The following is a 25,036-nucleotide window of genomic DNA, read 5'->3' as shown; positions in this document are numbered from 1 at the left end:
TGCGAGCGCCTCCTATCCTGGAAAGACGCGGGGGCACGAGCGGTCGAGCGCGCATCGAGCGGCCACCCTGCGTCTTGACTCGCCCCTCTCCCTCTCCTTACAACCCGAAGGCCTCCCTATGATCGGAGATCTGATCACCGTAACCAGCTCCTGCATCCTACTTTTCCTGCTCGAGGCAACGGGGCAGTTCGTGCTCGCCTGCGCGGTCGCCGTTCTCCTGGCAGGCGGCTGCTGGTGGCTGGCGAGCCACTACACCAAGCTCTGGAATCTCCTCTTTCACGCGAGCCCCATTCATCACATCTTTTGTGCCGTCGCCGCAGCAGCCACCTTGCTGGGCGCACTCCTCTATTTCGCCCTCAGCCATGCGAAGACGGCCGGCGAGCAGTTCGTCAATCTTTGGGCTGCTTCGCTTCAGGTCGACCAAGCCTGGAAGAGCAGCACCTTCCAGGCGGCTCGGAAGACCGTCTGGCAGCTCGGCCAGGAGCCCCACGACCCGGCCAAGTGGTATGATGAGCTCGGGGCCCCGAAGATCCCGCTCACGAACCAAAACACAACGTTTGTCGTCGCCAAGATCTACGCGAAGGGCGCTGCTCGGAATTTCCAGCGGATGCACCCTTTCCTGAGCTGGATCCTCTCCGTCCGAACTGGCGCGGCACAAGAGGCGGTCTCCCGGGACGTGCAGCAATACATCCAGGTCTATTCGATCTATCCGGATACTCGGGCAATCGAGATCGTGGCCAACTACATCAAGCGGGAGCTTGATGCGCAGACGCCGAAGCTCGTTCCCCGGCTCCGGCTGATCCTCTTGCTGCTCTTCTTCGCCGTCCAATCGGTTCCCTTTACGCTCATCGGCTGGGCCGCCTACCGGGACATTCAGGTCAGGATCTGATGCGGCCTCCCCAGAGAAGGCCCACGCTAGTTCTCGAGGACGAAGCGGATCGGAACCATCACATAGGACTCGATGGGAAGCCCTCCCATCGTTGCCGCCCGAAACCGCCACCGCCGGACCGCCTCGAGCGCGGCGCGATCGAGCGGGCCGAACCCCGAGCTCCGGCTCAGTGCGACCGATTGCGCCGTTCCGCGAGGAGAGACCAGGACCTTCACCACCACCGTCCCCTGCTCGCCCCGGCAACGGCACTCCTCGGGATAAGGAGGGGGCGGGTTGCTCAGATAGTCCGGCTGGGCGCTGGTGCCGCTTGCGCGCCTCAGGGTCGTCGCGTCCCGCCCCGCTCCCCAAACGCCCTTCCCTCGCTCGGCCACTGAATGAGACTTCCGCGCAGCCTTCTCCGGCTCCTTGGGCAGTGCAGCCAGGGGAGCGGGCTTCCGCTCGACCGCCTGCGCCATCTCCTCGGGAAGCGGCTTGGTGGGCGGTTCGGGTTGCGGAAGCGGTTGCGGGGTCACTTCCGGTTCCGACGCCCCTTCTACCAGGTCGACGGCGATCGACCTCTCTCCCAGCGCCATCCCATACTCGGCCCGTTTGACGACCCAGGCATCGGTTCCGAGCAGGATGCCTGCATGCAGCGCCACGGAGGCCAAAAGGCCGATCCACCGTCTCCGTTCCATCCCCTGATCTCTTCCTGTCCCACTGCCCGCAGGCGGCCGCTTGGCAGTGGCATACCTTCGCATGGATCCGGTTGCCGCCAAAGACATTTTTGCCGCTGGAAGGATGAGCTCGACCGTGCTCGCGGAAAGCCGGTTTGGCCTTGACGGAGGGGCTGCCGATCGCCCATAGGTCAGTGGCGATGAGTAGTCAACGCGTGCGGTTCAGTCTCGGGTCGACTCTCGCGGCTCTCCTGCTTGCTACCCTGGCCGGATGCGGCGGGCCCTTTGCCGAATCTACCCTGGAGGCTGCCAAGGACCAACCTTCGTTCGGTGCCCTGCGCCAGGACCCCGCCGCCTACCGGGGCCGACTCGTGATCTTGGGCGGCAAGATCGCCCAAATCCAGAACCAGAAGAACGCGACAGTCCTGGAAATCGTCCAAAGACCGCTGGGAGGCGACGAACGCCCGCGCTCGACCAATCAATCGGGCGGGCGCTTTCTCGCCGTGACTCCCAAGTTCCTCGATCCTTCGATTTACAAGCGCGGCCGCGAGGTCACCGTGGCCGGTCGTGTCAGCGGCATCCAGCCGGGAACCATCGGGAAGAGAAGCTACTCCTACCCTGTCGTCTCGATTTCTCAGATCCATCTCTGGCAGCCCGAGAGCAGCGTGGGGGCAGATTACGACTGGGCGATGATGAATTGGGGCTACGAGCCGGGCATGTGGGGGTCGGGAATGGGCTTCTTCCCGGGCTTTGGCATGCCGGGCTTCGGCATGTGGTGAGCGGCAGAAGGGATTCGCTTGTATGGCTCCGCAATTTCAGGGGTGGCCGCGGGCTCTCGCTTGCCTGATTCTTGCGACGCTTCTGTCCAGCTGCAGCCCATTCTCAAGCGAAGTAAAGCAGCAGGTGAAGGGTCAGCCGTCCTTTGCCGCGATTCGGCAGAACCCTTCCGCCTTCCGAGGTCGCATGGTCATGCTCGGGGGGACGATCGCCCAAACGAAGAACCTCAAGGACGTCACGCTAATCGAAGTGCTCCAGGAAAGGCTCGATAGCTCTGATCAACCGATCGACTCGGATAAGATCGGTGGTCGCTTCCTTGTCCGGACCTCGACCTTTCTCGACCCGTCGGTCTACAGCAAGGGACGCGATGTCACGGTCGTCGGACGCCTCGCTGCGCCCCAGCCGGGGGTGATCGGCGAAAAGCCCTACACCTATCCCGTGGTCGCCGCGACCCATATCCACTTGTGGCCGCAATACACGGCCGCCGACTCCTACTGGGGCTATCCCGGCATGGGCTGGGGCTGGGGCTATCCGGGGATGGGATTGGGCATGGGGTGGGGCTTTGGCCCTTGGTGGTGGTAGCAGTCCCCTTGAGGCTGGCACCGCCCTCTCCCATGCGCGCGCTTGCACCGGCTCGAATCGGCGGCTAAATTCCGTAGTGGCACATTCCTGAATGCCGAAGCTGGCTCCTCGTGCCGATCCAAATCCTCTCGGGGAAGGATCGAAAGCGATGAACACGCTCTTCTGGAGGCGGCTGGGGCGGCATCTTCTCCCGCTGTTCGCTCTGGTCGCCGTTAGCTGCAGCCCATTTCCCAACGAGGTCCAGCAGCAGGTCCAGAATCAACCCTCCTTCGCGACGATTCGAGGCAATCCTTCCGCCTACCGGGGTCGCACGGTGATGGTCGGCGGAACCATCCTCTATGCCAAGCATCGCAAGGGCGGCACCTACCTGGAAGTGCTCGAGAAGCCGCTCAATGCCTACGACCGGCCGATCGCCTCCGATCGAACCGGAGGCCGCTTCGTGGCGGGAACCTCGACCCTTCTCGACCTCAAGGTCTATGGCAAGGGCCGCGAGATCACGATCGTCGGACGGGTCGTCGGGCCCCAGCCAGGGCGAATCGGGGAGAGGCGCTACACCTACCCCCTGATTGCAGCGAGGTCCATCCATCTGTGGCGGGAGCACGTGGTGGACGACCACTGGAACGATCCACGCGTCGAGTGGGGCTGGGGCTATCCCGGGATGGATTGGGGCATGGGCTGGCCCTTGATGCCGCCGCTGACCTTCTGGTAAAGGGTGGCCCGAAGGGAGCGGCGTTCGCGGGGGTTGGAAGAGGCACGGGGTTGATGAATCGGCTCTTCGATGGCAAAAGGAGAACGATCGGTTGCCTCGCTCTCGCGGTGCTTCTTGCCGGCTGCAGCAGCCCATTTTCTGACGAAGTGAGGCGGCGGGTCCGCGACCAACCTTCCTTCAGCGCGCTTGTGCAGAAGCCTTCTTCCTACCAGGGCCGCATCGTAATGCTCGGAGGGGCCATCCTGCGAACAACGAACCTCAAGGCGGGTACACTGCTCGAAGTTCTCCAGGAGCGGCTTGACGGCTCCGATCGACCGATCGCCTCCGACCGGATCGGTGGCCGTTTCCTCGCACGGAGCGCGACCTTTTTGGATCCATCCGTCTATCGCAAAGGGCGTGATGTCACGGTTTTGGGGCACGCCCTTGGCATACAGGCGGGGCAGATCGGCGATCGGCCCTACACCTACCCCCTGGTCGCCGCGATGGAGATCCACTTGTGGCCCCAATATGGAGGGCAGCGCGACTCTCCCTCCTATCCAAGGAGGGATTGGGTCTGGGGGTATCCCGGAAAGGGCTGGAGCAATACCTGGGGCTCGGTTCCTCCGATGACCGTTCCTCAATGATCAGGCTTCCGTTGCCGACGCCTGGTCAGCGCGTCGCATGCATGGGCTCCGGTCAATCCCCGAAGGCGATGCCGACCGCGCGCGCGGCGGCGATCTCCTCGCAGTCGAGCGGAACGGTCTTGCTTTCGCGGACCGCGTCAAGAATCGGCACCGATCCCACGCGCTCGTTCTGAAAGGCGACCATCTCTCCGAAGCGTTTCTGCTCCACGAGCCGCACGGCGGCCACCCCGAAGAGCATTCCGAGATTCCGATCGATCGCCGTGGGAGGACCGCCGCGCTGGAGATGTCCCAGCACGACCTCCCGGCTCTCCCGGCCGGTCATCTGCTCGACCATCTTGGCCACATGCCGGCCAATCCCTCCCAGCCGAATTTCCCCCAGGAATCCCTTTTCCATCTCGTCGTCTTGCGTCACAAACTGGCCGTGATCCGGACGAGCCCCCTCCGCGACGACGATCATCGTCTGCAGGGCCCCTTCGGCGACGCGCTTGCGCACCTCGTGGGCGATCTTTTCATAGTGGAAGGGGATCTCGGGCAGAAGGATCACGTCGGCACCGCCCGCCAGGCCGCCAAAGAGCGCGATCCAACCGGCATATCTTCCCATGACCTCGACGACCATGACCCGCTTGTGGCTGACCGCCGTCGAACGCAAACGGTCAAGAGCCTGAGTGACAAACTCGACAGCCGAGTAGAAGCCAAAGGAGATCGAGGTCGCCGAGATGTCGTTATCGATCGTCTTGGGAACGCCGACGATCGGTAGCTTCGCCTCGAAGAGCTGCTGCGCGGCGGTGAGCGAACCATCCCCTCCAATGCAGATGAGCCCCCCGATTTCCAAGCCCTCGACCGTCTCCCAGACCTCGTCGAGCACCGCCTTGGGGATCTGGTGGATCTCGCCGAGCCCTACTCGGGTTGCAAATCGGCCGCGGTTGGTCGTACCCAGGATGGTGCCGCCAAGGCTCGCGATCCCGACGGTCGCGGGATCCTCAAGGATTCGATAGCGAACCGGAGAGAGGAGCCCCTCGAAGCCATCGATGAACCCAAACACCTCCCATCCGCGCTGAGAGGAGGCCGCCACCACAGCGCGAATCACCGCATTGAGACCCGGGCAGTCTCCGCCGCTCGTGAGGATGCCGACACGGAACGCCGCCATACCGCCCTATTGCCCGCGTCCGCCGTCTCTTCTTCCTCTCGTCGGCTCTTCAGTCGAGTCGACCCACGGTCTCTTCGATCGCGGAAAACCGGGGAAGGACGGTCGGATTGGCGGTCACTTCCGCATAGGCGATCTTCCCCTGCCGGTCGATCACGAAGGCCGCCCGGGCGGCCACATCACCGATGCCCAGAACCCCGGGAAGCAGGACCCCATAGGTCCTGGTAACCTCCTTGTTGAGATCCGAAAGAAGGGGAATGTGGATTCCTTCCCGCTGCGCCCATGCTTCCTGCGCGAAAGGGCTGTCCACGCTCACCGCAAGGATGGACGCATCGAGTCGCCCGTAGGCGTTGAGCGCCTCGGTCATGCGGCACATCTCCTCGGTGCAGACACTCGTGAACGCTAGAGGAAAGAAGAGAAGGACGACCTTTCTGCCACGAAAGGAACTCAGCCGGATTTCGACGAGCCCTTCCGGTGTCTTGCTCTTGAGCGCAAAGTCGGGTGCTGCTGTTCCTACCGGTAGCGCCATCGGGTCCTCCTTTCCCCTTCCCAAGCTCGCTTGGCCTTCTGCCGCCGAAAGAGGGAGCGGCTGATCGTCCGAGCCTTACTGCGCGGTCGGCTGCTCCTCCTCCAGACGCTTGTCGCGCAGAGCCGCCTTGCGGCTAAATTTATACCTCCCGCGATCGTCAATGCCGATGCACTTGATCCAGACCTCTTCCCCCATCCGGACGACCTCCTCGACCCGGCGGACGGGTGTCTCCGCAAGCTCCGATATATGGACCAGGCCCTCTCCCTTGCCGCGAATTTCGACGAAGCAGCCAAAGTCCTTGATCCCGCTCACGCGCCCCCGGTAGAGCCCGCCCACGACCAGCTCGCCGACCAGCTCCTCCACCATCTCCCGCGCGAGCGCCATCGCATTGCCATCGGGCGAATAGATGCGGACGGTCCCGTCGTCTTCCACGCTGAGCTCCGCACCGCTCTCGGCGGAAATCCGCTTGATGTTCTTGCCGCCTGGTCCGATCAGCAGCCCGATCTTGTCCGGATGAATCTTGAGCGTGTCGATGCGGGGCGCATGCTTGGAAAGCTCCTTGCGCGGCGCCTGCAAGACCTGCTGCATGAAGGCCAGGATCTGGCGCCGGGCTTCGGCGGCCCGCCCGATCGCCTCCTGCAAGAGCCGGATCGGAATCCCTGGAAGCTTCAGGTCGAGCTGAAACCCCGTGACCCCCTGCTCGGTGCCCGCCAGCTTGAAATCCATATCGCCGTAATGATCCTCCAAGCCAAGGATGTCGGTGAGAAGCACGTAACGACCGATACTGCCCGCATCGTCCGCTTCGGTCACGAGCCCCACGGAAATCCCCGCCACGGGAGCTTTCAGAGGCACCCCGGCGTCCATGAGGGAGAGCGTGCCCCCGCAGACCGAAGCCATGGAGGTCGACCCGTTCGACTCGAGAACCTCCGAGTTCACCCGAATGGCATAGGGGAAGCTCGATTCCGGTGGGACGACCTGCAAAATGGAACGCTCGGCCAGCGCGCCATGGCCGATCTCCCGTCGGCTCTGCCCTCCGATTCGCCCCACCTCCCCGACGCTGAACGGCGGGAAGTTGTAATGAAGGAGGAATCGCTTGGTCGTCTCCCCACCCCCGTAGGCGTCGATCTCCTGCGCCTCGCTCAGCGAGGCCAGGGTCGCCATGCAGAGCGCCTGGGTCTCTCCGCGCGAGAAGAGGGCCGTTCCGTGAACCCGCGGAAGGATCCCCGTCCGAGCCGATAGAGGCCTCACCTCGTCAAATCTCCTCCCGTCGCACCGTTTCCCTTCTTCCAGGACCCGGTGGCGGAACATCTGCACCTGGAGCTTCGTGAACGCCCTGGCGATGTCGGCGTCCGAAGCCGTCGGGAAACGCTCGCGGATCTTCTCGGCCAGTTCGGCGTTCAGTCGATCCAGTGCGTTCTCCCGGTCCTGCTTCTGCGGGAGATAGAGGGCTTCCTCCAGCCGGCTGCCCATCTGCTCGGCGGAGAATGCGACGATCTGGGGGTCTGCCAGATAAGCAGAATAACTCCTCTTTGGCCGGCCAACCTTGGCCGCGATCTCCTTCTGCCCCTGGATCAAGCCCTCGATGGCCTCTTGCGCCACCTCGAGCGCACGCTGGAAGTCAGCCTCCGGCAGCTCCCGGGCACTCCCTTCGATCATGAGCGCCTCGGTCTCCGTTCCCACGTAGACCAGATCGAGATCGCTGAACTCGCGATCCCGGTGGGTGGGATTGATCACCCATTTCCCCTCCAGTCGGCCCAGGCGAACCGCACCGACAGGACCGGCAAAAGGAATGTCCGATACCATCAAGGAAAGGGATGCAGCATTGATGGCCAGGATATCCGGGTCGTTTTGTGCATCTGCCGACAGCAGGGCGATGATGACCTGTGTTTCGTAAAAATATCCTTTGGGAAAGAGAGGCCGCAGCGGTCGGTCGATCATCCGCGCGGTCAGAATCTCCTTCTCGGTCGGACGCCCCTCCCGTCGAAAATACCCTCCCGGAATCCGACCTGCGGCGGCCGCCCGCTCCCGATATTCCACCTGGAGGGGCAGGAAATCCTGCTCCGGCTTGACTGATTTTGTGGAGACCACGGTCGCCAAGACCACGGTCTCTCCACAACTGACCACGGCGGCGCCGTCCGCGAGCTTGGCCAATTCCCCGGTTTGTAATGTGATCGGTGATTCGCCACAAGCGACCGATACGCGTACTGGAAGTTCCATTCCTAGTCCTTTCTTCTCTGCGATACGTGGAAGCCCAAAAATACAGGGCTCCGCTGCTCCAGTAGCAACGGCTACTTGCGCAACGACAACCGACCAATCAGGTCGCGGTAGCTGACAGGCTCCGTCCGATTCAAGTAATCCAGCAGCTTGCGCCGACGACTCACCATCCGCAATAGTCCGCGCCTCGAGCTATGATCCTTCTGGTTCTGTCGGAGGTGATCGGTGAGTTGCTGGATTCTTTGGGAAAGGAGGGCCACCTGTACGGTTGCCGATCCCGTGTCGCCGTCATGACGACGAAACCCGGTGATGATTGCTTGTTTCTTCTCCTGATCGAGCATCGCTTTTTCTTTTTCGGGTAAAATAATCAGAAAGGTTGCGCTTGGCCAATTGTTTTCTCACGGCAGGATGCGTTCACCCCGGGAAAACAGGGAATGCGGCCTTCCGGTCGAGCTTGATGCTCGCTCGCTGCTGGGGCAGGCACGACCGATGCGGCGCAAGTTCTTCCTCCCGGTCTCTTGTCAGCCGCTCTCCCGCTCAGTAGGGTGTCCCTTGCGTGCGGCCGCTCGAAACGTCTCATTCTCCCGCCTCCTTCCGGCTGCCCGAACGGGCGCAGGACAACCTTGCGCCGCGTACCGCAGCACTTCTTTCCGACTTTCTCGCCCTTCCCGATCTCTCCTTTGTCGAGGCGGGAAGCATTGCCGAATTGCTCGCCGATGCGCGATGGGAGGAGATTGAGCACCGGTTCGGGAGAGGCCTGTTTTTTGGAACTGGCGGCATTCGCAGCCGGACGATCGGCCGCGTTCCCACGGCGGCGGAGCGAGGGGGCGCCGATCCTGCGGATCCCCCGCGCTTCCCGGCGGTGGGAAGCGCGATGCTCAACGAGAGGACGGTCCGCCGGACCGTGCTCGGGTTCGCAGAGTACTTGCGGCGTGCGTCGGCCAGACGGCCGCTTTCCGTCGTGATCGCTCGGGACACGCGGCTCTTCTCGGCCGCTTTTGCCGATGTCTGCGCCGAGACCCTCCGAAAGCTCGGCTTCCAAATCTGGCTCTTTCCCGTGGAGCGCCCCACCCCGGAGCTCTCCTTTGCGATCCGTCGGCTCGCCGCCGACGCCGGCATCATGGTGACCGCGAGTCACAACCCGCCCTGGGACAATGGACTCAAGGTCTACCTCTCCGACGGCAGCCAGATCACGGCTGAGGCGGCCGAAGCCGTGAGCCGCTCCATCGAGGCGATCTCCTTCGCTAGCCCAGTGCCAGAAGGAGAAGCACCCGGAACTCTTTGCCATCTCGGGGCCGATTGCGACCAGGCCTACTTCGAGGCGATCGAATCGACGATTCTGGAGCCAGATGCGATCGAGAGCGCCCGGCGGTCGATCCGGATCGTCTATACCCCTTTGCACGGGGTCGGGGTCCACGCGGTTCCCGCTCTCCTCGCCCGCCAAGGGATTGCCTGCTCCCTTGCGATCGGCCAGGAATCACCGGATGGGCGATTTCCCGGCGTCTCCTCGGCGAATCCCGAGGATCCCCGGTCGCTCGCACAGGCGATCCGGCAAGCGGAAGCGGAGGGAGCCAATCTTGTTCTGGGCACCGATCCCGACGCCGATCGTCTGGGTGCCGCCACCTTCGATCCCGCCGCCGGGTGGCGCATCCTGACTGGGAATCAGATCGCGGCCTTGCTCGCCTATCACCGGTGCGAGCGAACCGTCCATCGAAGCGGAAAGGACCGGATCTCTGGAACCCCGGTCCTGCTCAAGACCTTCGTGACGACCGACCTGCTCCGCGCGATCGCCGAGGCTTCTGGGGTCCGCTGCGTGGAGACGCTGACCGGATTCAAGTATATTGCGGCCAAGCTTCGACGGTACGAGGAGATGGCGTCAGGCGATCCGCGGGATCGCCACTGGCTTGTCTTTGGAGGCGAAGAGAGCCACGGCAGCCTGGCGACCGATCGCGTGCGCGAGAAGGATGGCAACGCTGCAGCTCTTCAGCTCGTCGAGGTGGCCGGATGGGCTGCCAGAGAGGGGAAGACCCTCCTGGGCCTCCTGGACTCGCTCTACCGACGCTTCGGCTTCTTCGCCGAAAGGCTGGAGACCCTGACGCTGGAAAGCGCCGACGGGTCCGAGCAAAGAAGCCGGCTTCTGCGGTCGTTTCGGCAGTCACCTCCCGTCGGACCCGACGGCGTTCTCCCCATGGACACGGAGGACTTCGACCGGGAGCGCCATTGGGATGCCGATGGAGATCTCCTGCCCAGAGAAGCTTTTCTGCGCTTCTCCTTTCCCGGGGGAGAGCGTCTGGCGATCCGCTGCTCCGGTACTGAGCCCAAGATGAAGTTCTATCTCTTCCACCGGGCCGAGGCGGAAGACGACCTCCGCGCCCAGGAAAAGCGGGCGGAGGCGCGCCTCTCCTCTTGGTGGCAAACCATCGAGGCCGAGGTGGAGTCGCGCCGTTCCCGATGAGGCCTCCTCTCTCCGGCGGCCTCCCCGCAATGGATGCCGCCGTCCTCCTCCTCTACCTGATCGCCGTCCTCTGGGTAGGACTCCGGGCGGGGAAGCGACCGAAGACGGTCGAGCAGTTCGCGCTCGGCGGGCACAAGATGCCCTGGTGGGCGGTCCTCGGCTCCCTGATCGCGGCGGAGACCAGCGCGGCCTTCTTCCTGGGAACCCCTGCGGAGGGTTACGCGCTCGGAAATTATGAATATCTTCAGCTTTCGCTGGGAACGGTCCTCGCCCGCGTCCTGGTCGCCTACCTCTTCGTCAAGCCCTATTTTACCTACCGTGTCACCTCGATCTACCAGTTCCTCGATCTCCGTTTCGGCCCAAAGACCAAGTCGGCCGCATCCGCGACCTTCCTGCTGACCCGCCTGCTCGCCTCGGGTGCCCGCCTCTACGTTGCCTCCATCTTGCCGGTACTCGCCGTCAAGCTGCTTTGGGGAGGTGGCGTCTCCGCCGGGCAGGAGCTCTCGATCTATACCGCCTCGGCCCTGCTGCTCACGCTCTTCACAACACTCTACACAGTCGCCGGAGGGATTCGTGCGGTCATCTGGACTGATCTGCTCCAGGCCGGCCTCATGCTTTCCGGTGGCCTCCTGACTCTCCTGCTGCTCTTCCAAAAGATCCCGTGGGGATCGAGCTCTCCGCTCACCGAAGCCGCTCACCTCCTGGCCGCCCTCCCTTGGGCCGAAACGGGAATCGATCCCCACCGGAATCTCTGGGAGAACCTCGGTTTCGTGCTCTCCTCCGACTATACGATCTGGGCCGCGCTGATCGGCTCGACCTTCATCACGATGGCGACTCACGGAGCCGACCAGGACCTGGTGCAGCGCCTTCTCACGGCCAAGAACCATCACCGGAGCCGGCTCTCGCTGATTCTTTCCGGGCTGACCGACGTACCGCTGGTCTTCCTCTTCCTGACCATCGGAATCTTTCTCGGCCTCCTGGCGCGCTCCACAAGCGACCCTCGTCTCCCCGCACAGGCCAACGAGGTCTTTCCCTATTTCATCCTCTGCCAAACCCCTCCGGGTGTACGCGGCCTCCTGGTGGCGGCCATCTTCGCGACCGCGATGGGCTCGCTCTCGGCCGCCTTGAATGCTCTGGCGACCTCCTTTTGCGAGGACTGGGCCTTCCGATTCCTTCCCGTTGCCTCCGACGAGAAGGCCCGGGTGCGCCTTCTCCGGGGCTCTACGGTACTCTTCGCTCTGCTGAGCGTGGCGATCGCTTGCGCGACCGCCTTCTTCGCCCTCCACTCGCCGAAATCCCGCATCCTTCCGATCGTCCTCGGGCTCTTCGGATACACCTACGGCCCTCTTTTGGGCGTCTTCCTCCTCGGAGTGCTCACCCGAAGCCGGGGAAGCGACCTCGGGAACTGCCTGGCGATGAGTTGCGGCCTGGCGGTGGTTGCCCTGCTGAGCGGGGCACCTCAGGCCCTCCTCGGCCTCGTTTCGCCGGCGGAGGCGGGCCGGCTGGCCTGGTTCCCGAGCGTCTCCTTCCCTTGGCGAGTCTTCGTGGGCAGCATCTCGACCTTCCTGGTCGGCCTCTGCTTCCGCTCCTCCGCGCGCCTCTATCCGGCCGCGGAAGCGTGAGCAAGCTCCTTCTGATACAACGCGGTCGCCTCCTCCACGCTCGCTCCGTCCAGGGTAATCGCCGAGATCGCATTGCAGAAGGCCACAGCTTCGGGCAGGGCCCGCTGATGGATATTCCTGCCGGTCGCATTCCCCGAAGCTCCCGCCTCATGGATCTGCGCATGGAGCCGCGCCAGGAAGTCGGGCACGCTCTCTTCTTTGCCTCCGGCACAAATCAGGCGAGTCCGCCCCGCCGCGCGGACCGCCTCCCGGAGTGCCGCCGCGTTCCGTCCGTCCTCCGCCTTCGGCTCGTTGACCTTCACAAAATCGGCTCCCAAGCAAGCGGCGAGCCCGGCCACTCCGGCGATCAGATGAGGGTCCTGCTCGCTCGAAACAGCCTCCCCGCGGGGATAGGCCCAAAGGATTGCCAAGAGGCCGCGCTGGTGCGCCTCGAAGACGAGGCGGGCCGCCTCCGGCAGCATTTCCGGCTCCGCTCGGCTGCCGGGATAGATCGTATAGCCGACACCTAAAACCGGCAGGGAAGAGTTTTCCCGAAACCGGTCGAGCTGCTCGAAGTCGAGCCACTGGTAGCTCTCCGGATCGCCCAGCTTGGTGGGGATCAGATGCGTCTTGCTGTTGAGCTTGACGACGTAGCGAATGCCCGGGTAGTCCGCTCCATAGCGAGCGATCAAGCCGAGCTGGGTCGCCATGACCCCGATTCGAGCGCGAGAGGCGATCTGGAAGAGATGCTCGGGATCGGCATCGTCCTCGGAGATTCCGGGCCCGTAGAAGTCGTCGTTCAAATGCTCGACCTTCTGGTCGGCGGCCATCATCATGAGCCGCCCGGTTCCTCGGGTCATCTCCTCGAAGTTCTGCTCATAGAGCCGCCGCAGATCGCTCGGGACATCGAGCGGCGCTTTCTGGATGGGCGATAGACTCATCTGGTCCTCCTGGGGGTTGGCCCGGCCATGCCCTGAAGCGGGATCGCCCTGGGCTAGCGGGAGTGGATGAAAATGAGCTTATCGAGGCTCTACCGGCTTGGCAAGACCGGCGCGAGCCCGAGCTCGGGAGCCTGCTCAGCGCGTCACGCCCCGCTCGGAGGAGCGCAAGAACTCGAGAAGAGTCGCCACCTCCGCGGTCGATTCCCCGCTCGCCTCGACCGCCTCGATCCCCTGGCTCAGGTTCTTGCCCTCCTCGAAAAGGAGCCGGTACGCCCGGCGCAGGCTCTGCACCCTCTCTTCGACGAACCCGCGCCGCCTGAGCCCAATCAGGTTGAGGGCACGAAGGCGCGCCGGATTCCCATCGACCAGGCAATAGGGCGGAACATCCTGAACGACCTTGGTGCAGCCTCCCAGCATCGAGTGCGCGCCGAGCCGGCAGAACTGGTGAACCGCCGTCAACCCGCCGATCGTCACATGATCCCCAACCTGCACATGACCCGCCAGGGTGGCGTTATTGGAGAAGACGCAGCCGCTCCCGACGACGCAATCATGGGCAACATGGGCATAGGCAAGAAAAACGTTGTCTGAGCCGATCACCGTTCGTCCACCCGCTCCGGTCGCTCGATTGACCGTCACGAATTCCCGGAATCGATTGCCTGAGCCAATGGAGAGATAGGTCGGCTCCCCGCGATACTTGAGATCCTGGCTCTTCTGCCCGATCGAGGCGAAGGGGAAAAACTCGTTGCCGGGCCCGACCTCCGTTCTTCCCACCACCGATGCGTGGTGATGGAGGAGGCATCCCTCCCCCAGGCGCACCTCCGCGCCGACGAAGGCGTAGGGTCCCACCTCAACGCCGTCTGCCAGCAGGGCCCCAGGCTCCAGGATCGCGGTGGGATGGACCGAGGTCGCCATCGTCTGCCGTCAAATGGAGTCGACCAGCGCGAAGAGGAGATCCCCTTCGCAGGATACCTGGTCGTTGACCAGGCACCTTCCCGAAGCCCGGCCGATCTTGCCCCGGAAGCTGACGAGCTCCGCTTCGACGATGAGCGTATCCCCCGGCATCACCGGCCGGCGGAACTTCACCTTGTCTGCGCTCATGAAGAATCCGAGCTTCCCCGCATTGCCCGCCTGCCGGAGCAAGAGGATGCTGGCCAGCTGGGCCATGGCCTCGAGCTGTAGCACACCCGGCATGATCGGATGTCCGGGGAAGTGGCCTTGAAAGTAGGGCTCGTTCATGGTCACCGCCTTCTGCCCGACCGCCTTGGCGTTTCCTTCGAAGCGGAGGACGCGGTCGATCATCAGGAAGGGGTAGCGGTGCGGAAGAATCTTGAGGACCTCCCGGATGTCCAGAGCCCCTTCGCCCGTGGGAATATTCTCAAGCGGCATGAGCTGGGAAACATAATCCCGGTGCGCCTTCTGGAGTGCCCGCGCCATCTCCACGTTCAGGGTGTGGCTCGGCTTCGCCGCAAGGATATGCGCTTTGAGCCGGTGCGGGAAGAGGGCGAGATCCCCGATCATGTCGAAGACCTTATGACGGACGAACTCATCCTCGAACCGGAGGGGCTCCTGACAAAAGACGGTATCCCCGCGAATCACGATCGCATTTTCGAGGCTCCCCCCCTTGATCAATCCTTTTTCCATCAGAGGCTGTACCTCCTCGTAAAAGACAAAGGTCCTGGCGGGGGCAATCTCCGCGGCAAAGCGCTCGGGGTCATGCTCCCAATGGAGGAACTGCGTGAACTTTCCGGTATGCGTCACCTGGGTACAGGTGAGAGAGAAGGATGAGCTCGGCCAAGCGACGAGGTAGGCTCCATCCCTGCCCTGGACGTAGAGAGGATCCCGCAACTCGAAGAACGATACCGGCCGATCCTGCTCGACGAGCCCCACGCGCCGGATCGCCTCGACATAGATCCTTCCGCTGCCGTCCCCAATCGGCGGCTCGTTGGCGCTGAGCTCGATGAGAGCGTTGTCGACCCCGCTGCCCCGCAGGCTCGCCAAGACATGCTCGACCGTGTGGATCTTCACGTTGCCTTCCCCCAAGGTCGTCGCCCGCTCCGTCTGCCGCACATGCTCGATGCGGGCGGCGACGGTGGGCTCATCGGGCAGATCCACCCGCTTGAACAGGTAGCCCGTGTCGGGGTCGGCCGGACGCAACACCAGGGACACCGGTTGGCCCGTGTGCAGGGAGCTCCCTTCGATCCGAACGGGCTCGCGCAAAGTCTTTTGTCGAATCACTCTCTTCTCCTCCTGCTTCGTCTAACCTGGGATCCAGGAAACGAAAAGCTTCTTCTCATCGCGGCTCCTGCGCAACGGCTTCCCGCCGCGCGGACGCAAGACTCGGCTGGCGAGAAGGGCGCGGAATGCGGTATGCCATAGGGGATGATCGGCAGGAAGACAAGCTTTCGCCCGCTCCATGCGCTTCTCTCGGTCGGCCTGGGGCTGGCAACCCTCTCCTGCTCCCGCCCCTCCCACCTCGGGGAGCGGCCGATCTTCCCGATTCCCAAGGACGCCGACGTCTCCCAGGCCCAGCCGGGGAAACGGGGCGGCCTCTTCGTCGAGGTCAGCCCCGGAGAGCCCAATACCTTCAACTGGCTGGTCGCTGAAGACGCCTCCTCGGCCTCCTTTCTCGGCCTGCTCTTCGATGGGCTTACCTCGTACAACCCGATTCGGGAAGAAGTCGTTCCGGCACTGGCCAAATCGTGGGAGGTCGAGGCGGATAGCCGCACCTTCACCTTTCACCTTCGCGAAGGGTTGACTTGGAGCGACGGCGTCCCCCTGACCGCCGATGACGTTCTCTTCACCTTTCAATGCGTCTACGACCCGCGGTATCCCAACCGGAATTCCTACGACCTTTCGGTCAACGGCAAGCCCTTCCTGGTCGAGAAGCTCGACCGCCATACCGTGCGGATCCGCACCCCGGAGATCTTCGCCCCTTTCCTGCGCTACATGTCCGGGGTGACGATCATGCCGAAGCATCTCCTCCAAGGCGCCTATGAGGACGGAACCCTGCTCCGTGCCTGGAGCATCTTTACCGCGCAAAAGACGCCCGGGGCGATTGCGAGCAGCGGCGCCTTCCGCTTGCACAGCTACCGACCCGGCCAGCTGATCATTCTCGATGCCAATCCCCGCTATTGGCGGGTCGATTCAGAGGGCCGCCGTCTCCCCTACGTCGACTTTCTGATCGTCAAGTTCGTAAAGGACCAGAACGCCAGCGTGGTCGCCTTCGCCTCCGGGCAGACCGACGCCGACACGATTCCTCCCGACGACGTCGCGTGGGTCCGTCGCGGGGAGACGATCTACCACTACACGGTGCACGACCGGGGCCCCTCTACCGCATCGACCTTCCTCTGGTTCAACCAGAATCCGGGCCGCGACAAGAGCGGCAAGCCCTTCGTGACCCCCTATAAGCTCCGTTGGTTCCAAGACCGCCGCTTCCGACAGGCGATCTCCTATGGGATCGACCGGGAGGGCATGGTCAAGGGCATCCTCTTCGGCCGCGGCCAGCCTCTGTGGGGACCGGAAAGCCCGGCCAACACCAAGTGGTTCAACCCGCGAATCCGCCAGTATCCCTTTGATCCCGCACGCGCCGAGCAGCTGCTGACCGAAGCGGGCTTCCATCGTCGGGGAGACGGCACGCTCGAGGATGCAGAGGGTCATCCGGTGGGCTTCACCCTCCTGACCAACCAGGAGAACTCCCTGCGCACGGCGATGGCGACGGTCTTCCAGCAGAACATGAAGGCGCTGGGCATCGATGCGCGGCTCCAATTCCTCGACTTCGGGGCGCTGGTGACCAAGATCAGCGACTCCTTCGACTACGAGGCCTGCCTGCTCGGCTTGACGGGAGGAGGCGATCCCGCCGACGGCATGTCGGTCTTCATGAGCAAGGGACGGCTGCACCAGTGGCATCCGAGCGAGCCCGAGCCCTCCACTCCTTGGGAGGCCCGGATCGACTCCCTCATGCTCGCCCAGCTCACGACCTTGGACGAAACGGTTCGCAAGCGCGATTGGGACGAAGTCCAGCAGATCCTCAGCGAAGAAGTTCCCTACATCTATCTAGTTACACCCAACATCTACGCGGGGCTGCGGGACAAATGGCGCAACGTCCAGATCCCGAAGATCGGCTCGGTCGTCTGGAATCTGGAAGAGGTCTGGTGCCCATAGGCACACAGCTCGCAGAGTCCGTCGAAAATCCCAGATTGATCCTTCGATCGCCAGTTCGGCCAACTCCACCAGGACTTTCCTGTCTTTTCCGGCACCAGCGACGCGGCTCCCGAGGCGCTATGGCTTGGGCGGCTGCTGGGAGCGTCGCAGGAAATCCAAGGCCGAGTGGATCGCCCGCTCGACCCCGGCCTTCACCGCTTCCCTTGCGAGGGCGGCGACCCGCGGGCTGAGGTCCTCCTGGGGATCCCGGACCGTCCCGGTCACCGCCACCGGAGCCCAGAGATATCCGCCCCGCTCCTCGGAGAAGATCTTTTCCCGAGCGCCCGGCAAGAGGGCCACCCGCTCCGGGGAGAGACCCACCATCAAGCTGCCATGGAGCTGCTCTCCTTGGACGCGGAGGTCCCCCTCGACCCGCAGCCGACCCTTGGATTCGATCGCAATCCGCTCGAAGGTGAGCCCCTCGGGTCCCGCTCTCAGATGCGCCTCTGCCTGGTCGAGGGGAAGCGCCTCGCCCGCACCACCCTTGAGCGCCAGCCCCACGAGCCAGGGGAGATCCTCAAGCTTCCCGTGGAACAAGGATAGATCGGCATCCACCTTCCACGGCCGCCCGCGGGCGGCGTCCAGCTCCCCTTTGGCCTCCAACTCCCCTTCGACCCGATTCCGCCACGCCTGAGGCAGCCACGGCGAAAGCGCGACTCCCGAGGACGAAAAATGGAGCTCGCCCCGCTCCGGTTCCTCCCATCGAAAGCTCCCGGCGAGGCGGATCGATCCCGAGCCCTCGGAGTGGAGCTTCCCCTCCTCCAAGGAGATCGCACCCGAGTCGAGGCGGAATCGGAGCTCTTCGAGGGCGAGGCTCGGTAATGAGGCGCAAGTGAGCCTGCCTCCGCTCGCCCTGCCGTTCCACGCCGATGCGTCCGCCTCCATCGTCACGCGGGTTCCCGTCAAGGCTCCCCCACCGAGGATGGATGCGGGCCAGCGGAGATCCGCCGTTTCGATGTCTCCCCGATCGAGGCTCACCCGGCCGAGCCCCGCCGCCAGCTCGGGCGCTCCGCTCGCCTCTTGCCGCGCGGCTGGCTGGGCGCCGGAGCGCATGGGCTTTTCCTCCGGCCCGACGGAGCGAAAGGCAAGCTCCAGATGGCCAACCCGGAGAGGATCGATTCGCCAGATCCCATGGGCCAGCGCGGAGAACGGAACGCGGGCCTCCAGGCGCTCGGCCCGCAGCTCCGCGATCGGGGAGCTGGGGCCGCCGACCCCGGAAAACTCGTCGCTTCCGAGCGCAATGCCGCGAAACCGGAGCGGGGAAAAGCGACCCTCAACCCCGATCGCCTTCGCGACCGCCCGCGAGAGGTAGGAACGGAAGCCCTCTCCGTTCCAGTAGGCCGCCGCCACGCAAAAGACGATAGCCAAGGCCCCCAGGAAGACCAATCCCAGTAGTCCGAAAAGTTTCTTCACCATCTTTTTCCCGGCCGCATCTTCCCAATCTTCCCAAAGATCCAACGCTCTCTCCTCCCCCGATCGGCTGCGGCCCGTTTCCCGCCCGAGGAAAAGTATTGTCTTTCCCCCACTTCCGAGCCCTTATCAAGAGCCAAAACTCGAAAGGCGACCAGCCTCTTTCCGATGGTTCTATTCGTTCTCCGACGCCTGCTCTTTCTCCTCCCTCTGCTCCTCGGCGTAACTCTGCTCGTGTTTTTCCTCATGTCGCTCACGCCAGGCAACTTTCTGACCCCGATCAAGGCCCAGCGCGACATCAGCCCCGAGTTTCTCGCCGCCCTCGAGAAGAGCTTTGGGCTCGACCAGCCCTGGTACACCCGCTATCTCCTCTGGCTGCGCAACGTACTGCACGGGGACTTTGGCTATTCCTGGACCTATAAGGTTGCTGTCGTCGATCTGCTCTGGCAACGGGTGCCCGCGACCCTCCTCCTCAATCTGACGAGCTTCGCCTTCGCCTGGACGGTCGCGATCCCTCTCGGTGTCCTCGCGGCCGTTCATCGAAATTCCTGGTGGGATCGCCTGACCGCTTTCCTCGCCTACGCTTCCCTCTCGATCCCGGAGTTCTTCCTCGCGCTTCTCGCCGTCTATTTCGCTGCGCGTACAGGCTGGTTTCCGCTCGGGGGCCTCATGTCGATCGAACATGAGTTTTTTTCCCCCGTCGGCCGCCTCGCCGACATCGCCTACCATCTGGTACTCCCGACCTTCGTCCTCGGCCTCGGCGGAGTCGCTACCCTGATGCGCATTCTGCGCGCCAACTTCCTTGATGTCATCCGCGCCGAATATGTCACCGCCGCGCGGGCCAAAGGGCTTCCGGAAAACGTCGTGATCTGGCGACATGTCTTCCGGAATGCGGTCAATCCCCTCTTGAGCACCCTGGGCTACGTCGTCGCGGGACTCCTGAGCGGCTCCTTGCTCGTGGAAAACGTGATGAGCTATCCCGGCCTGGGGCAGCTCATCTATTCGGCCTTCATTCGCCAGGATCAGTTCGTGGTCCTGGCCTCAGTCGTCCTCAGCTGCATCCTGCTCGTCTTGGGCAACCTCTTCTCCGATATCCTGCTCGCCTGGGTCGATCCCCGCGTCCGTCTCCCCGCCCGATGAACTCTCCTCCCGCGAAAAGCTCCGGTCTCTGGCGTCAGGTGATCTCCCGCCCGCAGGGAGCCTTCGCTCTCGGGCTCCTCGGCTTTCTCTACCTCTGCGCTCTCTTCGCCCCCTTCCTGGCCCCTTACGGGCCCAGCGACCAGGATCTCCAAAGGACCTATCATCCCCCGATGGCCTTGACCTGGACGCGGGAAGGCCTCTCCGTCCGCCTCTACGAAAATGCCGACCCCACCCAGGCGCTCTACCAGCCGATCCCCGGCAAGATAGCCGTCGTCCGCTGGCTGCCGCTCGGCCATCCCTACCGCCTTTTCGGCCTCTTCCCCTGCCGTCGCCATCTCTTCGGAGTCGAACCCCCGCAAAAGATCTATCTTCTGGGCAGCGACAGCACCGGCCGCGACGTCTTCACCCGCCTGCTCTACGGGGCGCAGGTCTCGCTGAGCATCGGCTTGATCGGGATTTCGATCAGCCTGGGCGTGGGCCTGATCGCGGGCGGCCTCGCCGGATACTTCGGCGGTTGGTTCGACTCGCTCGTCATGCGGACGACCGAGCTCTTGATGGCGATTCCGGGGCTCTATCTGCTCCTGGCCCTGCGAGGAGCCTTTGCGAGCCAATTCAGCTCGGGCGAGGTCTATCTGCTGATCGTAGTCATCCTGAGCTTCCTTGGCTGGTCGGGGGCGGCTCGGGTCATCCGCGGGCTGGCCCTCTCACTACGGGCTCAGACCTTCGTCGACGCCGCGATCGTGACGGGTCTCTCTCCCTGGCGTATTCTGTGGAGGCATCTGCTCCCCAACCTGGCGAGCTACCTCCTGGTCGCCTCGGCGCTCAGCATTCCGGGGTACATCCTGGGGGAAGCCGCCTTGAGCTTCCTCGGCATCGGCATTCAGGAGCCGGCGGCTTCCTGGGGCCTGATGCTCGCGCAAGCGCAGGAGATGAAGGTCTTCATGTGCAACTTCTGGTGGCTCCTCACGCCCGGAGCGGCGGTTTTCCTGACGGTGGCCGCCTTCAACCTGCTCGGGGATACGCTCCGGGACGTGATCGACCCCCATTTTCGCACCGGCAGCCGATAATCCTTTCCTTACTATGGCCGCTCCAGATGTCACCCCCCTTTTGGAGGTTTCCGATCTCTCGATCGAGTTTGCGAGCGCGGAACGGACGGTCCTCGCGGTGGACGGCGTCTCCTTCTCCATGGCAGCCGGCTCGACCCTCGCCGTCGTTGGAGAAAGCGGCAGCGGCAAAAGTGTCACTGCCCTCTCGCTCGGCCGGCTCCTCCCCTCGCCGCCCGCCCGCATCCGCTCGGGGAGGATCCTCTTCGAGGGGATCGATCTCCTGACCCTCCCTGAGCCGGCTCTGCGCCGCTACCGGGGAGGGAAGATCGCCTACGTCTTCCAAGAGCCCTCCACCTCGCTCAACCCGGTCTTTTCGGTGGGCTTCCAGCTAAGTGAAGCGATGGCGCTGCACCGGCACGATCTGGCGGATCGGCGCGGAGCCGGGCTCGCGGCCTTGACCGAGGTAGGCATCCGGGACCCGGAACGGTGCTGGAGGAGCTATCCGCATGAGCTCTCGGGGGGGATGCAGCAGCGCGTGATGATCGCGATGGCGCTAGTCTGCCGGCCGCGGCTCCTGGTCGCCGACGAACCGACCACCGCCCTCGATGTCACCATTCAAGCGCAGATCCTGAGCCTGCTGCGCGACATTCGCAGCCGCTTCGGGATGGCGATCCTGCTCATCACCCACAATTTTGGCCTCGTCAAGGGATTCGCGGACCATGTCATCGTCATGTTCCGGGGGAAGATCGTCGAGCAGGGGCCCACCGATTCCCTTCTCGCCCGCCCCCGTCACCCCTACACACAGGCGCTGATCGCCTGCGTCCCCCGCCTCGGAGAATCCAAGAAACGGCTCACCACGATCGACTATGCCAGACTCGATAGCCTCCTCGCCCCTTCCTGATTCGGCCGATCCCGCCCCGATGCTCCTCGAAGTCACAGACCTCGTCGTCCGCTACCCGCTGCCCGGCGGCCTCTTTTTTCGCTCTCGCCGCTTCGTCGAGCCCGTCAAGGGGGTCTCTTTCGGCGTCCGGGCGGGCCAAACGGTCGGCCTCGTCGGCGAGAGCGGAAGCGGGAAGACGACGATCGGGAAAGCGGTCGTCCGGCTAATCGCGCCCCACTCGGGGGAGATCCGCTACCGGCAGGAGAGAATCGATGGCCTCTCGGGCGCGCGGCTGCATCCCTACCGGAAACGCGTCCAGATGATCTTTCAGGACCCGCACAACTCCCTCAATCCACGGCTTTCGGTCGCCCGCATCCTCGGAGAGCCGCTCGAGATCCACTTTCCGGCCCTCCGTGCGGAGGAGCGGCGCTCCCGGGCGGCCGACCTGCTCCGGCGCGTCGGGCTTCCCTCCGACTCCCTGGACCGCTTTCCGCACGAGTTCTCCGGAGGCCAGAGGCAACGGATCGGCATCGCCCGGGCACTTGCGGTCGAGCCCGAGCTCATCGTCTGCGATGAGCCGGTCAGCGCTCTCGATGTCTCCGTCCAGGCGCAAATCGTCAATCTCCTCCAGGACCTCCAGCAAGAGTTCGGCCTCGCCTACCTCTTCATCTCCCACGACCTGGCGGTCGTCGAGCACATGAGCGACGAGGTGCTGGTGCTCAACGAGGGCAGGATCGTCGAGGCGGCACCGCCCGAGGAGCTCTACCGGAATCCCAAGAACGAGTACACGCGGAAGCTCCTCGCGGCTGTACCCTCTCTCTAGTGGCCGTGCCTCCTTCCCGCCCCTCAGCAGCCGAGCCCGGTTGGGTCGGGCCGGAGCAGATCGCGGCCTTCACGGCGGCCGGAACGACCATGCATCGGCTCTTTTCGGGCCCGGGTGGCTGGATCGAACGGCTGGGCCGAGACCTTCTGATTTCCTGCAGCTCCCCCGAAACCCTCGCTTCCCTCCTGGTCGAGCTCGAAGGTCGGAAAAGCCGGCTGGCCCTGCCGATCGATCGGATCTTCCTGCGCAAGCGGTGGGAAAGACAGGGAAGCCCCAAGCTGACCCTTCTTTCCGGCGACCCTTCTCTTCCGATGGAGACAGCGGCCCAGGAAAGCGGGCTCGCCTACCGCCTCCGCTTCGACGCCGGAGAGTCGACCGGCTTCTTTCTCGATCAGCGGGAGAATCGTTCGTTCCTTCGGAAGAAGAAGCCGCTCCGCCTCCTCAACCTCTTCGCCTACACCTGCTCCTTCGGCGTCGCGGCGGCCTCGGCGGGCGCCCAAACCTGGAATGTCGATCTCTCCCCCCGCGTCCTCGAATGGGGCAAGGAAAACTACCGCTTGAATGGCCTCGACCCGAACGCCCACTGGTTTCTGGCGCGGGATGCTCGGGCGATCGTCCCCTATCTCCTCCGGCGCAAGGTGCGCTTCGACGCCTGCGTGATCGATCCTCCGACCTACGCCCACGGGCGGAAGGGCGGCGACTTCTCGCTCCCCCGCGATCTCGCGGGACTGCTCTCGGGGCTCTTCCCGCTCTGCGAGCCCGGCGCCCTTCTCCTGCTCTCGACCAACTTTGGGCCGTGGCATCCCGATGACCTCTTTCGCGAAGGGTCCCGCGCTGGCGAGCGGGCGGGAGCGAAAGTCGAGCCGCTGCCGCCTTTGCCTCATCCCGCGGATCTGCCCGAAGGAACTGGACCCGCCACCCTCTGGCTGCGAATCAGTCCTAGGACCTGAGCGGGCAATGGCAGCTCCACCTTGCCTCTCGCATCGAATCCCGCCGGGCGACCGGCCGGGGCGAGGATAAGCTCAACTTTCCGCCTGCAGCCGCGCTCCGGCTCGACTCCGCGACGGCGGCGGACGGAAAGAGGCTTACCCGTGCCGCCGTATGGCATCGAGCGCCGCTCGCATCTTCGGCAGCTCCAAGGAGAATCCGGGAAGCAGAGGCGTAGTCAAGGTGTCGTCGAAGCTCTTGACGGCGACGGGCTTCTCAGCGGATTCCGCAAAACGATAGATCCGCGCCGTTTCCCCTTCCCAATCAAAAATCCAATATTCTTGAACCCCGGCTTCCCGGTAGATGGCCACCTTGGGTCCCAGGTCGATCTTCTCGGTCGACGGAGAGAGAATCTCGATCACAAGAGCCGGAACAACTCCTTCCTGGACGTTCGCTTTGAGATTGGCCTTTTTCAGCTCATCGCTCGGGATGTAGCAGAGGTCGGGAACCACTCCTTCGCGATCGGCATTTGCGATCCCAGGAAAACGAAATGCGACGTTGCGCTCGATCGTTCCCAGAGGCTCCTGCCGAAGGTAAAATCCGATCTCGAGCTCGATCTCCTTTGCCAACCGGCTATTCCCGTAACTTTCTTCGGTCATGATCAGATTCCCATCGATCAGCTGCCAATGCTCTCCCACGGGAGTCGCAAGCCACTCTTTCACGGTGTGCGGTCCGAGAGTCGTCGTCATGGCCATCTCCTTCCGTTTCGACGGTACTAGCGCCTCGATTCGACGGCAAGGCCGAGACCTTCCCCCCCCATCCTGCTCCCCCTGTCTCAATGGCGCTCGGCCACCAGCCGGTAGGCCCCACGGAGGGTGATCTCGACATCGAGTTTCCAATGCTTCACCGAGAGCCCCAGGGCCTCCACGAGCTCGCCCCCCAGGAAGCCCGCGCGGACGGCGGCCCGGCTCTCCTCATAGGCGGTTCGGCTTAGGCCAAAGGGCCGGAGGAGACGGAGCTCGGTCAGATGCAATTCGCGCCGAGCCGGCTCGACCGCGAGCAGGAGCCGGCAGGACTGATCGAGCGCCTTGCCGACCTTTCCCAAATCCTCGTCGACGAACCGGTGCAAGACGAGGTTTGCTACCACCAAGGGGTAGTCTCCCCATCCGGCAAACTCCCGCACGTCTTCCCGCCGCCACTCCCAAGGAAGAGGCCAAGCCGCCGGACGGGCGCTCCGATCGAGCCCCGTCAAAGCCAGCTTGTCCCGCAGCTTGGGATCCAAGTAGAGCAGTCGACCGAGCACCCCGTCACCGGGGCCGATTTCGATGCCGCGAGTAAACTCCTTTACGCGCCGACGCACCTGACGGCGGAACCAGCCCAGGTTCCCCATGAGGCGATGGATCCGGCGAAGCTCCCGGAGCCTCCGCTCCTCCTCGGGGCTTTCCGGCGAAAGCCGACCGAGAATGGCTGGATGGACGACTCGTTCCATGGTG

At 64.0% G+C, this 25,036-nt stretch carries 24 protein-coding genes; 13 read left to right on the top strand and 11 right to left on the bottom strand.

The window, feature by feature from the left end:
* Positions 1-118 precede the first annotated feature (118 nt).
* Positions 119-889 carry a hypothetical protein gene (locus MacB4_RS08205; RefSeq protein ID WP_206863374.1) on the top strand — a complete coding sequence of 257 codons (771 nt, stop codon included), beginning with the start codon at positions 119-121 and terminating at the stop codon, positions 887-889.
* A 26-nt stretch (positions 890-915) separates the two neighbouring features.
* On the opposite strand, the gene MacB4_RS08200 is transcribed toward MacB4_RS08205, so the two are convergent.
* The gene (locus MacB4_RS08200; protein ID WP_206863373.1) at positions 916-1,563 is read right to left on the bottom strand and encodes an energy transducer TonB; all 648 of its coding nucleotides are present in this window, start codon (positions 1,561-1,563) and stop codon (positions 916-918) included.
* 179 nt (positions 1,564-1,742) lie between these two features.
* Between MacB4_RS08200 and MacB4_RS08195 the strand changes: the two genes are divergently transcribed.
* The 4 genes from MacB4_RS08195 to MacB4_RS08180 all read left to right on the top strand — a co-directional run bounded on the left by MacB4_RS08195 (position 1,743) and on the right by MacB4_RS08180 (position 4,233).
* Positions 1,743-2,321 (top strand): Slp family lipoprotein, encoded by a 579-nt coding sequence (locus MacB4_RS08195; protein ID WP_206863372.1) that lies wholly within the window; start codon positions 1,743-1,745, stop codon positions 2,319-2,321.
* Positions 2,322-2,343: 22 nt separating this feature from the next.
* On the top strand, positions 2,344-2,901 hold the full coding sequence (locus tag MacB4_RS08190; protein ID WP_206863371.1) for a Slp family lipoprotein: 558 nt from the start codon (positions 2,344-2,346) through the stop codon (positions 2,899-2,901).
* Between the two features lie 148 nt (positions 2,902-3,049).
* Positions 3,050-3,610, top strand: coding sequence for a Slp family lipoprotein (locus MacB4_RS08185; RefSeq protein ID WP_242529197.1), 561 nt, complete (start codon positions 3,050-3,052; stop codon positions 3,608-3,610).
* Between the two features lie 53 nt (positions 3,611-3,663).
* On the top strand, positions 3,664-4,233 hold the full coding sequence (locus tag MacB4_RS08180; RefSeq protein WP_206863369.1) for a Slp family lipoprotein: 570 nt from the start codon (positions 3,664-3,666) through the stop codon (positions 4,231-4,233).
* A gap of 52 nt (positions 4,234-4,285) precedes the next feature.
* Here MacB4_RS08180 and MacB4_RS08175 read toward each other — a convergent pair whose 3' ends face one another.
* The 4 genes from MacB4_RS08175 to rpsO form a co-directional block, all read right to left on the bottom strand.
* Positions 4,286-5,380: a 6-phosphofructokinase gene (locus MacB4_RS08175; protein ID WP_206863368.1), complete on the bottom strand. Its 1,095-nt coding sequence runs from the start codon at positions 5,378-5,380 to the stop codon at positions 4,286-4,288.
* Between the two features lie 49 nt (positions 5,381-5,429).
* A complete protein-coding gene (locus MacB4_RS08170) occupies positions 5,430-5,906 on the bottom strand; it encodes a redoxin domain-containing protein (RefSeq protein WP_206863367.1) in 477 nt (158 codons plus the stop codon).
* A gap of 75 nt (positions 5,907-5,981) precedes the next feature.
* Positions 5,982-8,123, bottom strand: a complete 2,142-nt coding sequence (locus MacB4_RS08165) for a polyribonucleotide nucleotidyltransferase (RefSeq protein WP_206863366.1) — start codon at positions 8,121-8,123, stop codon at positions 5,982-5,984.
* Positions 8,124-8,194: 71 nt separating this feature from the next.
* Positions 8,195-8,461 (bottom strand): 30S ribosomal protein S15, encoded by a 267-nt coding sequence (gene rpsO, locus MacB4_RS08160; RefSeq protein ID WP_206863365.1) that lies wholly within the window; start codon positions 8,459-8,461, stop codon positions 8,195-8,197.
* Between the two features lie 215 nt (positions 8,462-8,676).
* Between rpsO and MacB4_RS08155 the strand changes: the two genes are divergently transcribed.
* Both MacB4_RS08155 and MacB4_RS08150 read left to right on the top strand, forming a co-directional pair.
* Complete coding sequence (locus MacB4_RS08155) at positions 8,677-10,575, top strand: phospho-sugar mutase (protein ID WP_206863364.1); 1,899 nt, start codon at positions 8,677-8,679, stop codon at positions 10,573-10,575.
* Positions 10,572-12,197, top strand: coding sequence for a sodium/solute symporter (locus tag MacB4_RS08150; protein WP_206863363.1), 1,626 nt, complete (start codon positions 10,572-10,574; stop codon positions 12,195-12,197). The genes MacB4_RS08155 and MacB4_RS08150 overlap by 4 nt, the downstream gene beginning before the upstream one ends.
* On the opposite strand, the gene MacB4_RS08145 is transcribed toward MacB4_RS08150, so the two are convergent.
* From MacB4_RS08145 to MacB4_RS08135, 3 genes are all read right to left on the bottom strand, one after another.
* Positions 12,176-13,117 carry an aldolase gene (locus MacB4_RS08145; protein WP_206863362.1) on the bottom strand — a complete coding sequence of 314 codons (942 nt, stop codon included), beginning with the start codon at positions 13,115-13,117 and terminating at the stop codon, positions 12,176-12,178. The genes MacB4_RS08150 and MacB4_RS08145 overlap by 22 nt on opposite strands.
* A gap of 135 nt (positions 13,118-13,252) precedes the next feature.
* Positions 13,253-14,029: an acyl-ACP--UDP-N-acetylglucosamine O-acyltransferase gene (lpxA, locus tag MacB4_RS08140; RefSeq protein ID WP_206863361.1), complete on the bottom strand. Its 777-nt coding sequence runs from the start codon at positions 14,027-14,029 to the stop codon at positions 13,253-13,255.
* Between the two features lie 9 nt (positions 14,030-14,038).
* On the bottom strand, positions 14,039-15,352 hold the full coding sequence (locus MacB4_RS08135; RefSeq protein ID WP_206863360.1) for a bifunctional UDP-3-O-[3-hydroxymyristoyl] N-acetylglucosamine deacetylase/3-hydroxyacyl-ACP dehydratase: 1,314 nt from the start codon (positions 15,350-15,352) through the stop codon (positions 14,039-14,041).
* Between the two features lie 144 nt (positions 15,353-15,496).
* On the opposite strand from MacB4_RS08135, the gene MacB4_RS08130 reads away from it, so the two are divergent.
* The gene (locus tag MacB4_RS08130; RefSeq protein ID WP_242529196.1) at positions 15,497-17,278 is read left to right on the top strand and encodes an ABC transporter substrate-binding protein; all 1,782 of its coding nucleotides are present in this window, start codon (positions 15,497-15,499) and stop codon (positions 17,276-17,278) included.
* 117 nt (positions 17,279-17,395) lie between these two features.
* Here the strand turns inward: MacB4_RS08130 and MacB4_RS08125 are convergent, their stop codons facing one another.
* A complete protein-coding gene (locus MacB4_RS08125) occupies positions 17,396-18,733 on the bottom strand; it encodes a hypothetical protein (RefSeq protein WP_206863359.1) in 1,338 nt (445 codons plus the stop codon).
* 162 nt (positions 18,734-18,895) lie between these two features.
* Between MacB4_RS08125 and MacB4_RS08120 the strand changes: the two genes are divergently transcribed.
* The 5 genes from MacB4_RS08120 to MacB4_RS08100 are packed head-to-tail and all read left to right on the top strand — an operon-like array spanning position 18,896 to position 23,566.
* Entirely contained in the window at positions 18,896-19,867 is a 972-nt protein-coding gene (locus tag MacB4_RS08120; RefSeq protein ID WP_206863358.1) for an ABC transporter permease, read from the top strand.
* A gap of 38 nt (positions 19,868-19,905) precedes the next feature.
* Entirely contained in the window at positions 19,906-20,934 is a 1,029-nt protein-coding gene (locus tag MacB4_RS08115; RefSeq protein ID WP_370569351.1) for an ABC transporter permease, read from the top strand.
* A 13-nt stretch (positions 20,935-20,947) separates the two neighbouring features.
* Entirely contained in the window at positions 20,948-21,814 is an 867-nt protein-coding gene (locus MacB4_RS08110) for an ABC transporter ATP-binding protein (protein WP_206863356.1), read from the top strand.
* A complete protein-coding gene (locus MacB4_RS08105) occupies positions 21,780-22,616 on the top strand; it encodes an ATP-binding cassette domain-containing protein (RefSeq protein ID WP_206863355.1) in 837 nt (278 codons plus the stop codon). The genes MacB4_RS08110 and MacB4_RS08105 overlap by 35 nt, the downstream gene beginning before the upstream one ends.
* Positions 22,617-22,621: 5 nt before the next feature.
* A complete protein-coding gene (locus MacB4_RS08100) occupies positions 22,622-23,566 on the top strand; it encodes a class I SAM-dependent methyltransferase (protein ID WP_206863354.1) in 945 nt (314 codons plus the stop codon).
* Positions 23,567-23,701: 135 nt separating this feature from the next.
* Here the strand turns inward: MacB4_RS08100 and MacB4_RS08095 are convergent, their stop codons facing one another.
* Together MacB4_RS08095 and MacB4_RS08090 are read right to left on the bottom strand one after the other, a co-directional pair.
* Positions 23,702-24,292 carry a Uma2 family endonuclease gene (locus MacB4_RS08095; protein WP_206863353.1) on the bottom strand — a complete coding sequence of 197 codons (591 nt, stop codon included), beginning with the start codon at positions 24,290-24,292 and terminating at the stop codon, positions 23,702-23,704.
* An 86-nt stretch (positions 24,293-24,378) separates the two neighbouring features.
* Positions 24,379-25,032: a hypothetical protein gene (locus MacB4_RS08090; protein ID WP_206863352.1), complete on the bottom strand. Its 654-nt coding sequence runs from the start codon at positions 25,030-25,032 to the stop codon at positions 24,379-24,381.
* Positions 25,033-25,036: the final 4 nt, after the last annotated feature.

This window comes from Methylacidimicrobium sp. B4, from assembly GCF_017310545.1.
GTDB lineage: Bacteria > Verrucomicrobiota > Verrucomicrobiia > Methylacidiphilales > Methylacidiphilaceae > Methylacidimicrobium.
This window is presented reverse-complemented; position numbering and strand designations above follow the sequence as displayed.

Coding starts and splice junctions, on each gene's coding strand:
- MacB4_RS08175 (WP_206863368.1), bottom strand. CDS start 5,380: ATGGCGGCGTTCCGTGTCGGCATCCTCACGAGCGGCGGAGACTGCCCG.
- MacB4_RS08185 (WP_242529197.1), top strand. CDS start 3,050: ATGAACACGCTCTTCTGGAGGCGGCTGGGGCGGCATCTTCTCCCGCTG.
- MacB4_RS08105 (WP_206863355.1), top strand. CDS start 21,780: ATGCCAGACTCGATAGCCTCCTCGCCCCTTCCTGATTCGGCCGATCCC.
- MacB4_RS08195 (WP_206863372.1), top strand. CDS start 1,743: ATGAGTAGTCAACGCGTGCGGTTCAGTCTCGGGTCGACTCTCGCGGCT.
- MacB4_RS08180 (WP_206863369.1), top strand. CDS start 3,664: ATGAATCGGCTCTTCGATGGCAAAAGGAGAACGATCGGTTGCCTCGCT.
- MacB4_RS08170 (WP_206863367.1), bottom strand. CDS start 5,906: ATGGCGCTACCGGTAGGAACAGCAGCACCCGACTTTGCGCTCAAGAGC.
- MacB4_RS08095 (WP_206863353.1), bottom strand. CDS start 24,292: ATGACGACGACTCTCGGACCGCACACCGTGAAAGAGTGGCTTGCGACT.
- MacB4_RS08150 (WP_206863363.1), top strand. CDS start 10,572: ATGAGGCCTCCTCTCTCCGGCGGCCTCCCCGCAATGGATGCCGCCGTC.
- MacB4_RS08125 (WP_206863359.1), bottom strand. CDS start 18,733: ATGGTGAAGAAACTTTTCGGACTACTGGGATTGGTCTTCCTGGGGGCC.
- MacB4_RS08120 (WP_206863358.1), top strand. CDS start 18,896: ATGGTTCTATTCGTTCTCCGACGCCTGCTCTTTCTCCTCCCTCTGCTC.
- MacB4_RS08090 (WP_206863352.1), bottom strand. CDS start 25,032: ATGGAACGAGTCGTCCATCCAGCCATTCTCGGTCGGCTTTCGCCGGAA.
- MacB4_RS08200 (WP_206863373.1), bottom strand. CDS start 1,563: ATGGAACGGAGACGGTGGATCGGCCTTTTGGCCTCCGTGGCGCTGCAT.
- MacB4_RS08145 (WP_206863362.1), bottom strand. CDS start 13,117: ATGAGTCTATCGCCCATCCAGAAAGCGCCGCTCGATGTCCCGAGCGAT.
- MacB4_RS08205 (WP_206863374.1), top strand. CDS start 119: ATGATCGGAGATCTGATCACCGTAACCAGCTCCTGCATCCTACTTTTC.
- rpsO (WP_206863365.1), bottom strand. CDS start 8,461: ATGCTCGATCAGGAGAAGAAACAAGCAATCATCACCGGGTTTCGTCGT.
- MacB4_RS08165 (WP_206863366.1), bottom strand. CDS start 8,123: ATGGAACTTCCAGTACGCGTATCGGTCGCTTGTGGCGAATCACCGATC.
- MacB4_RS08110 (WP_206863356.1), top strand. CDS start 20,948: ATGGCCGCTCCAGATGTCACCCCCCTTTTGGAGGTTTCCGATCTCTCG.
- MacB4_RS08190 (WP_206863371.1), top strand. CDS start 2,344: ATGGCTCCGCAATTTCAGGGGTGGCCGCGGGCTCTCGCTTGCCTGATT.
- lpxA (WP_206863361.1), bottom strand. CDS start 14,029: ATGGCGACCTCGGTCCATCCCACCGCGATCCTGGAGCCTGGGGCCCTG.
- MacB4_RS08130 (WP_242529196.1), top strand. CDS start 15,497: ATGATCGGCAGGAAGACAAGCTTTCGCCCGCTCCATGCGCTTCTCTCG.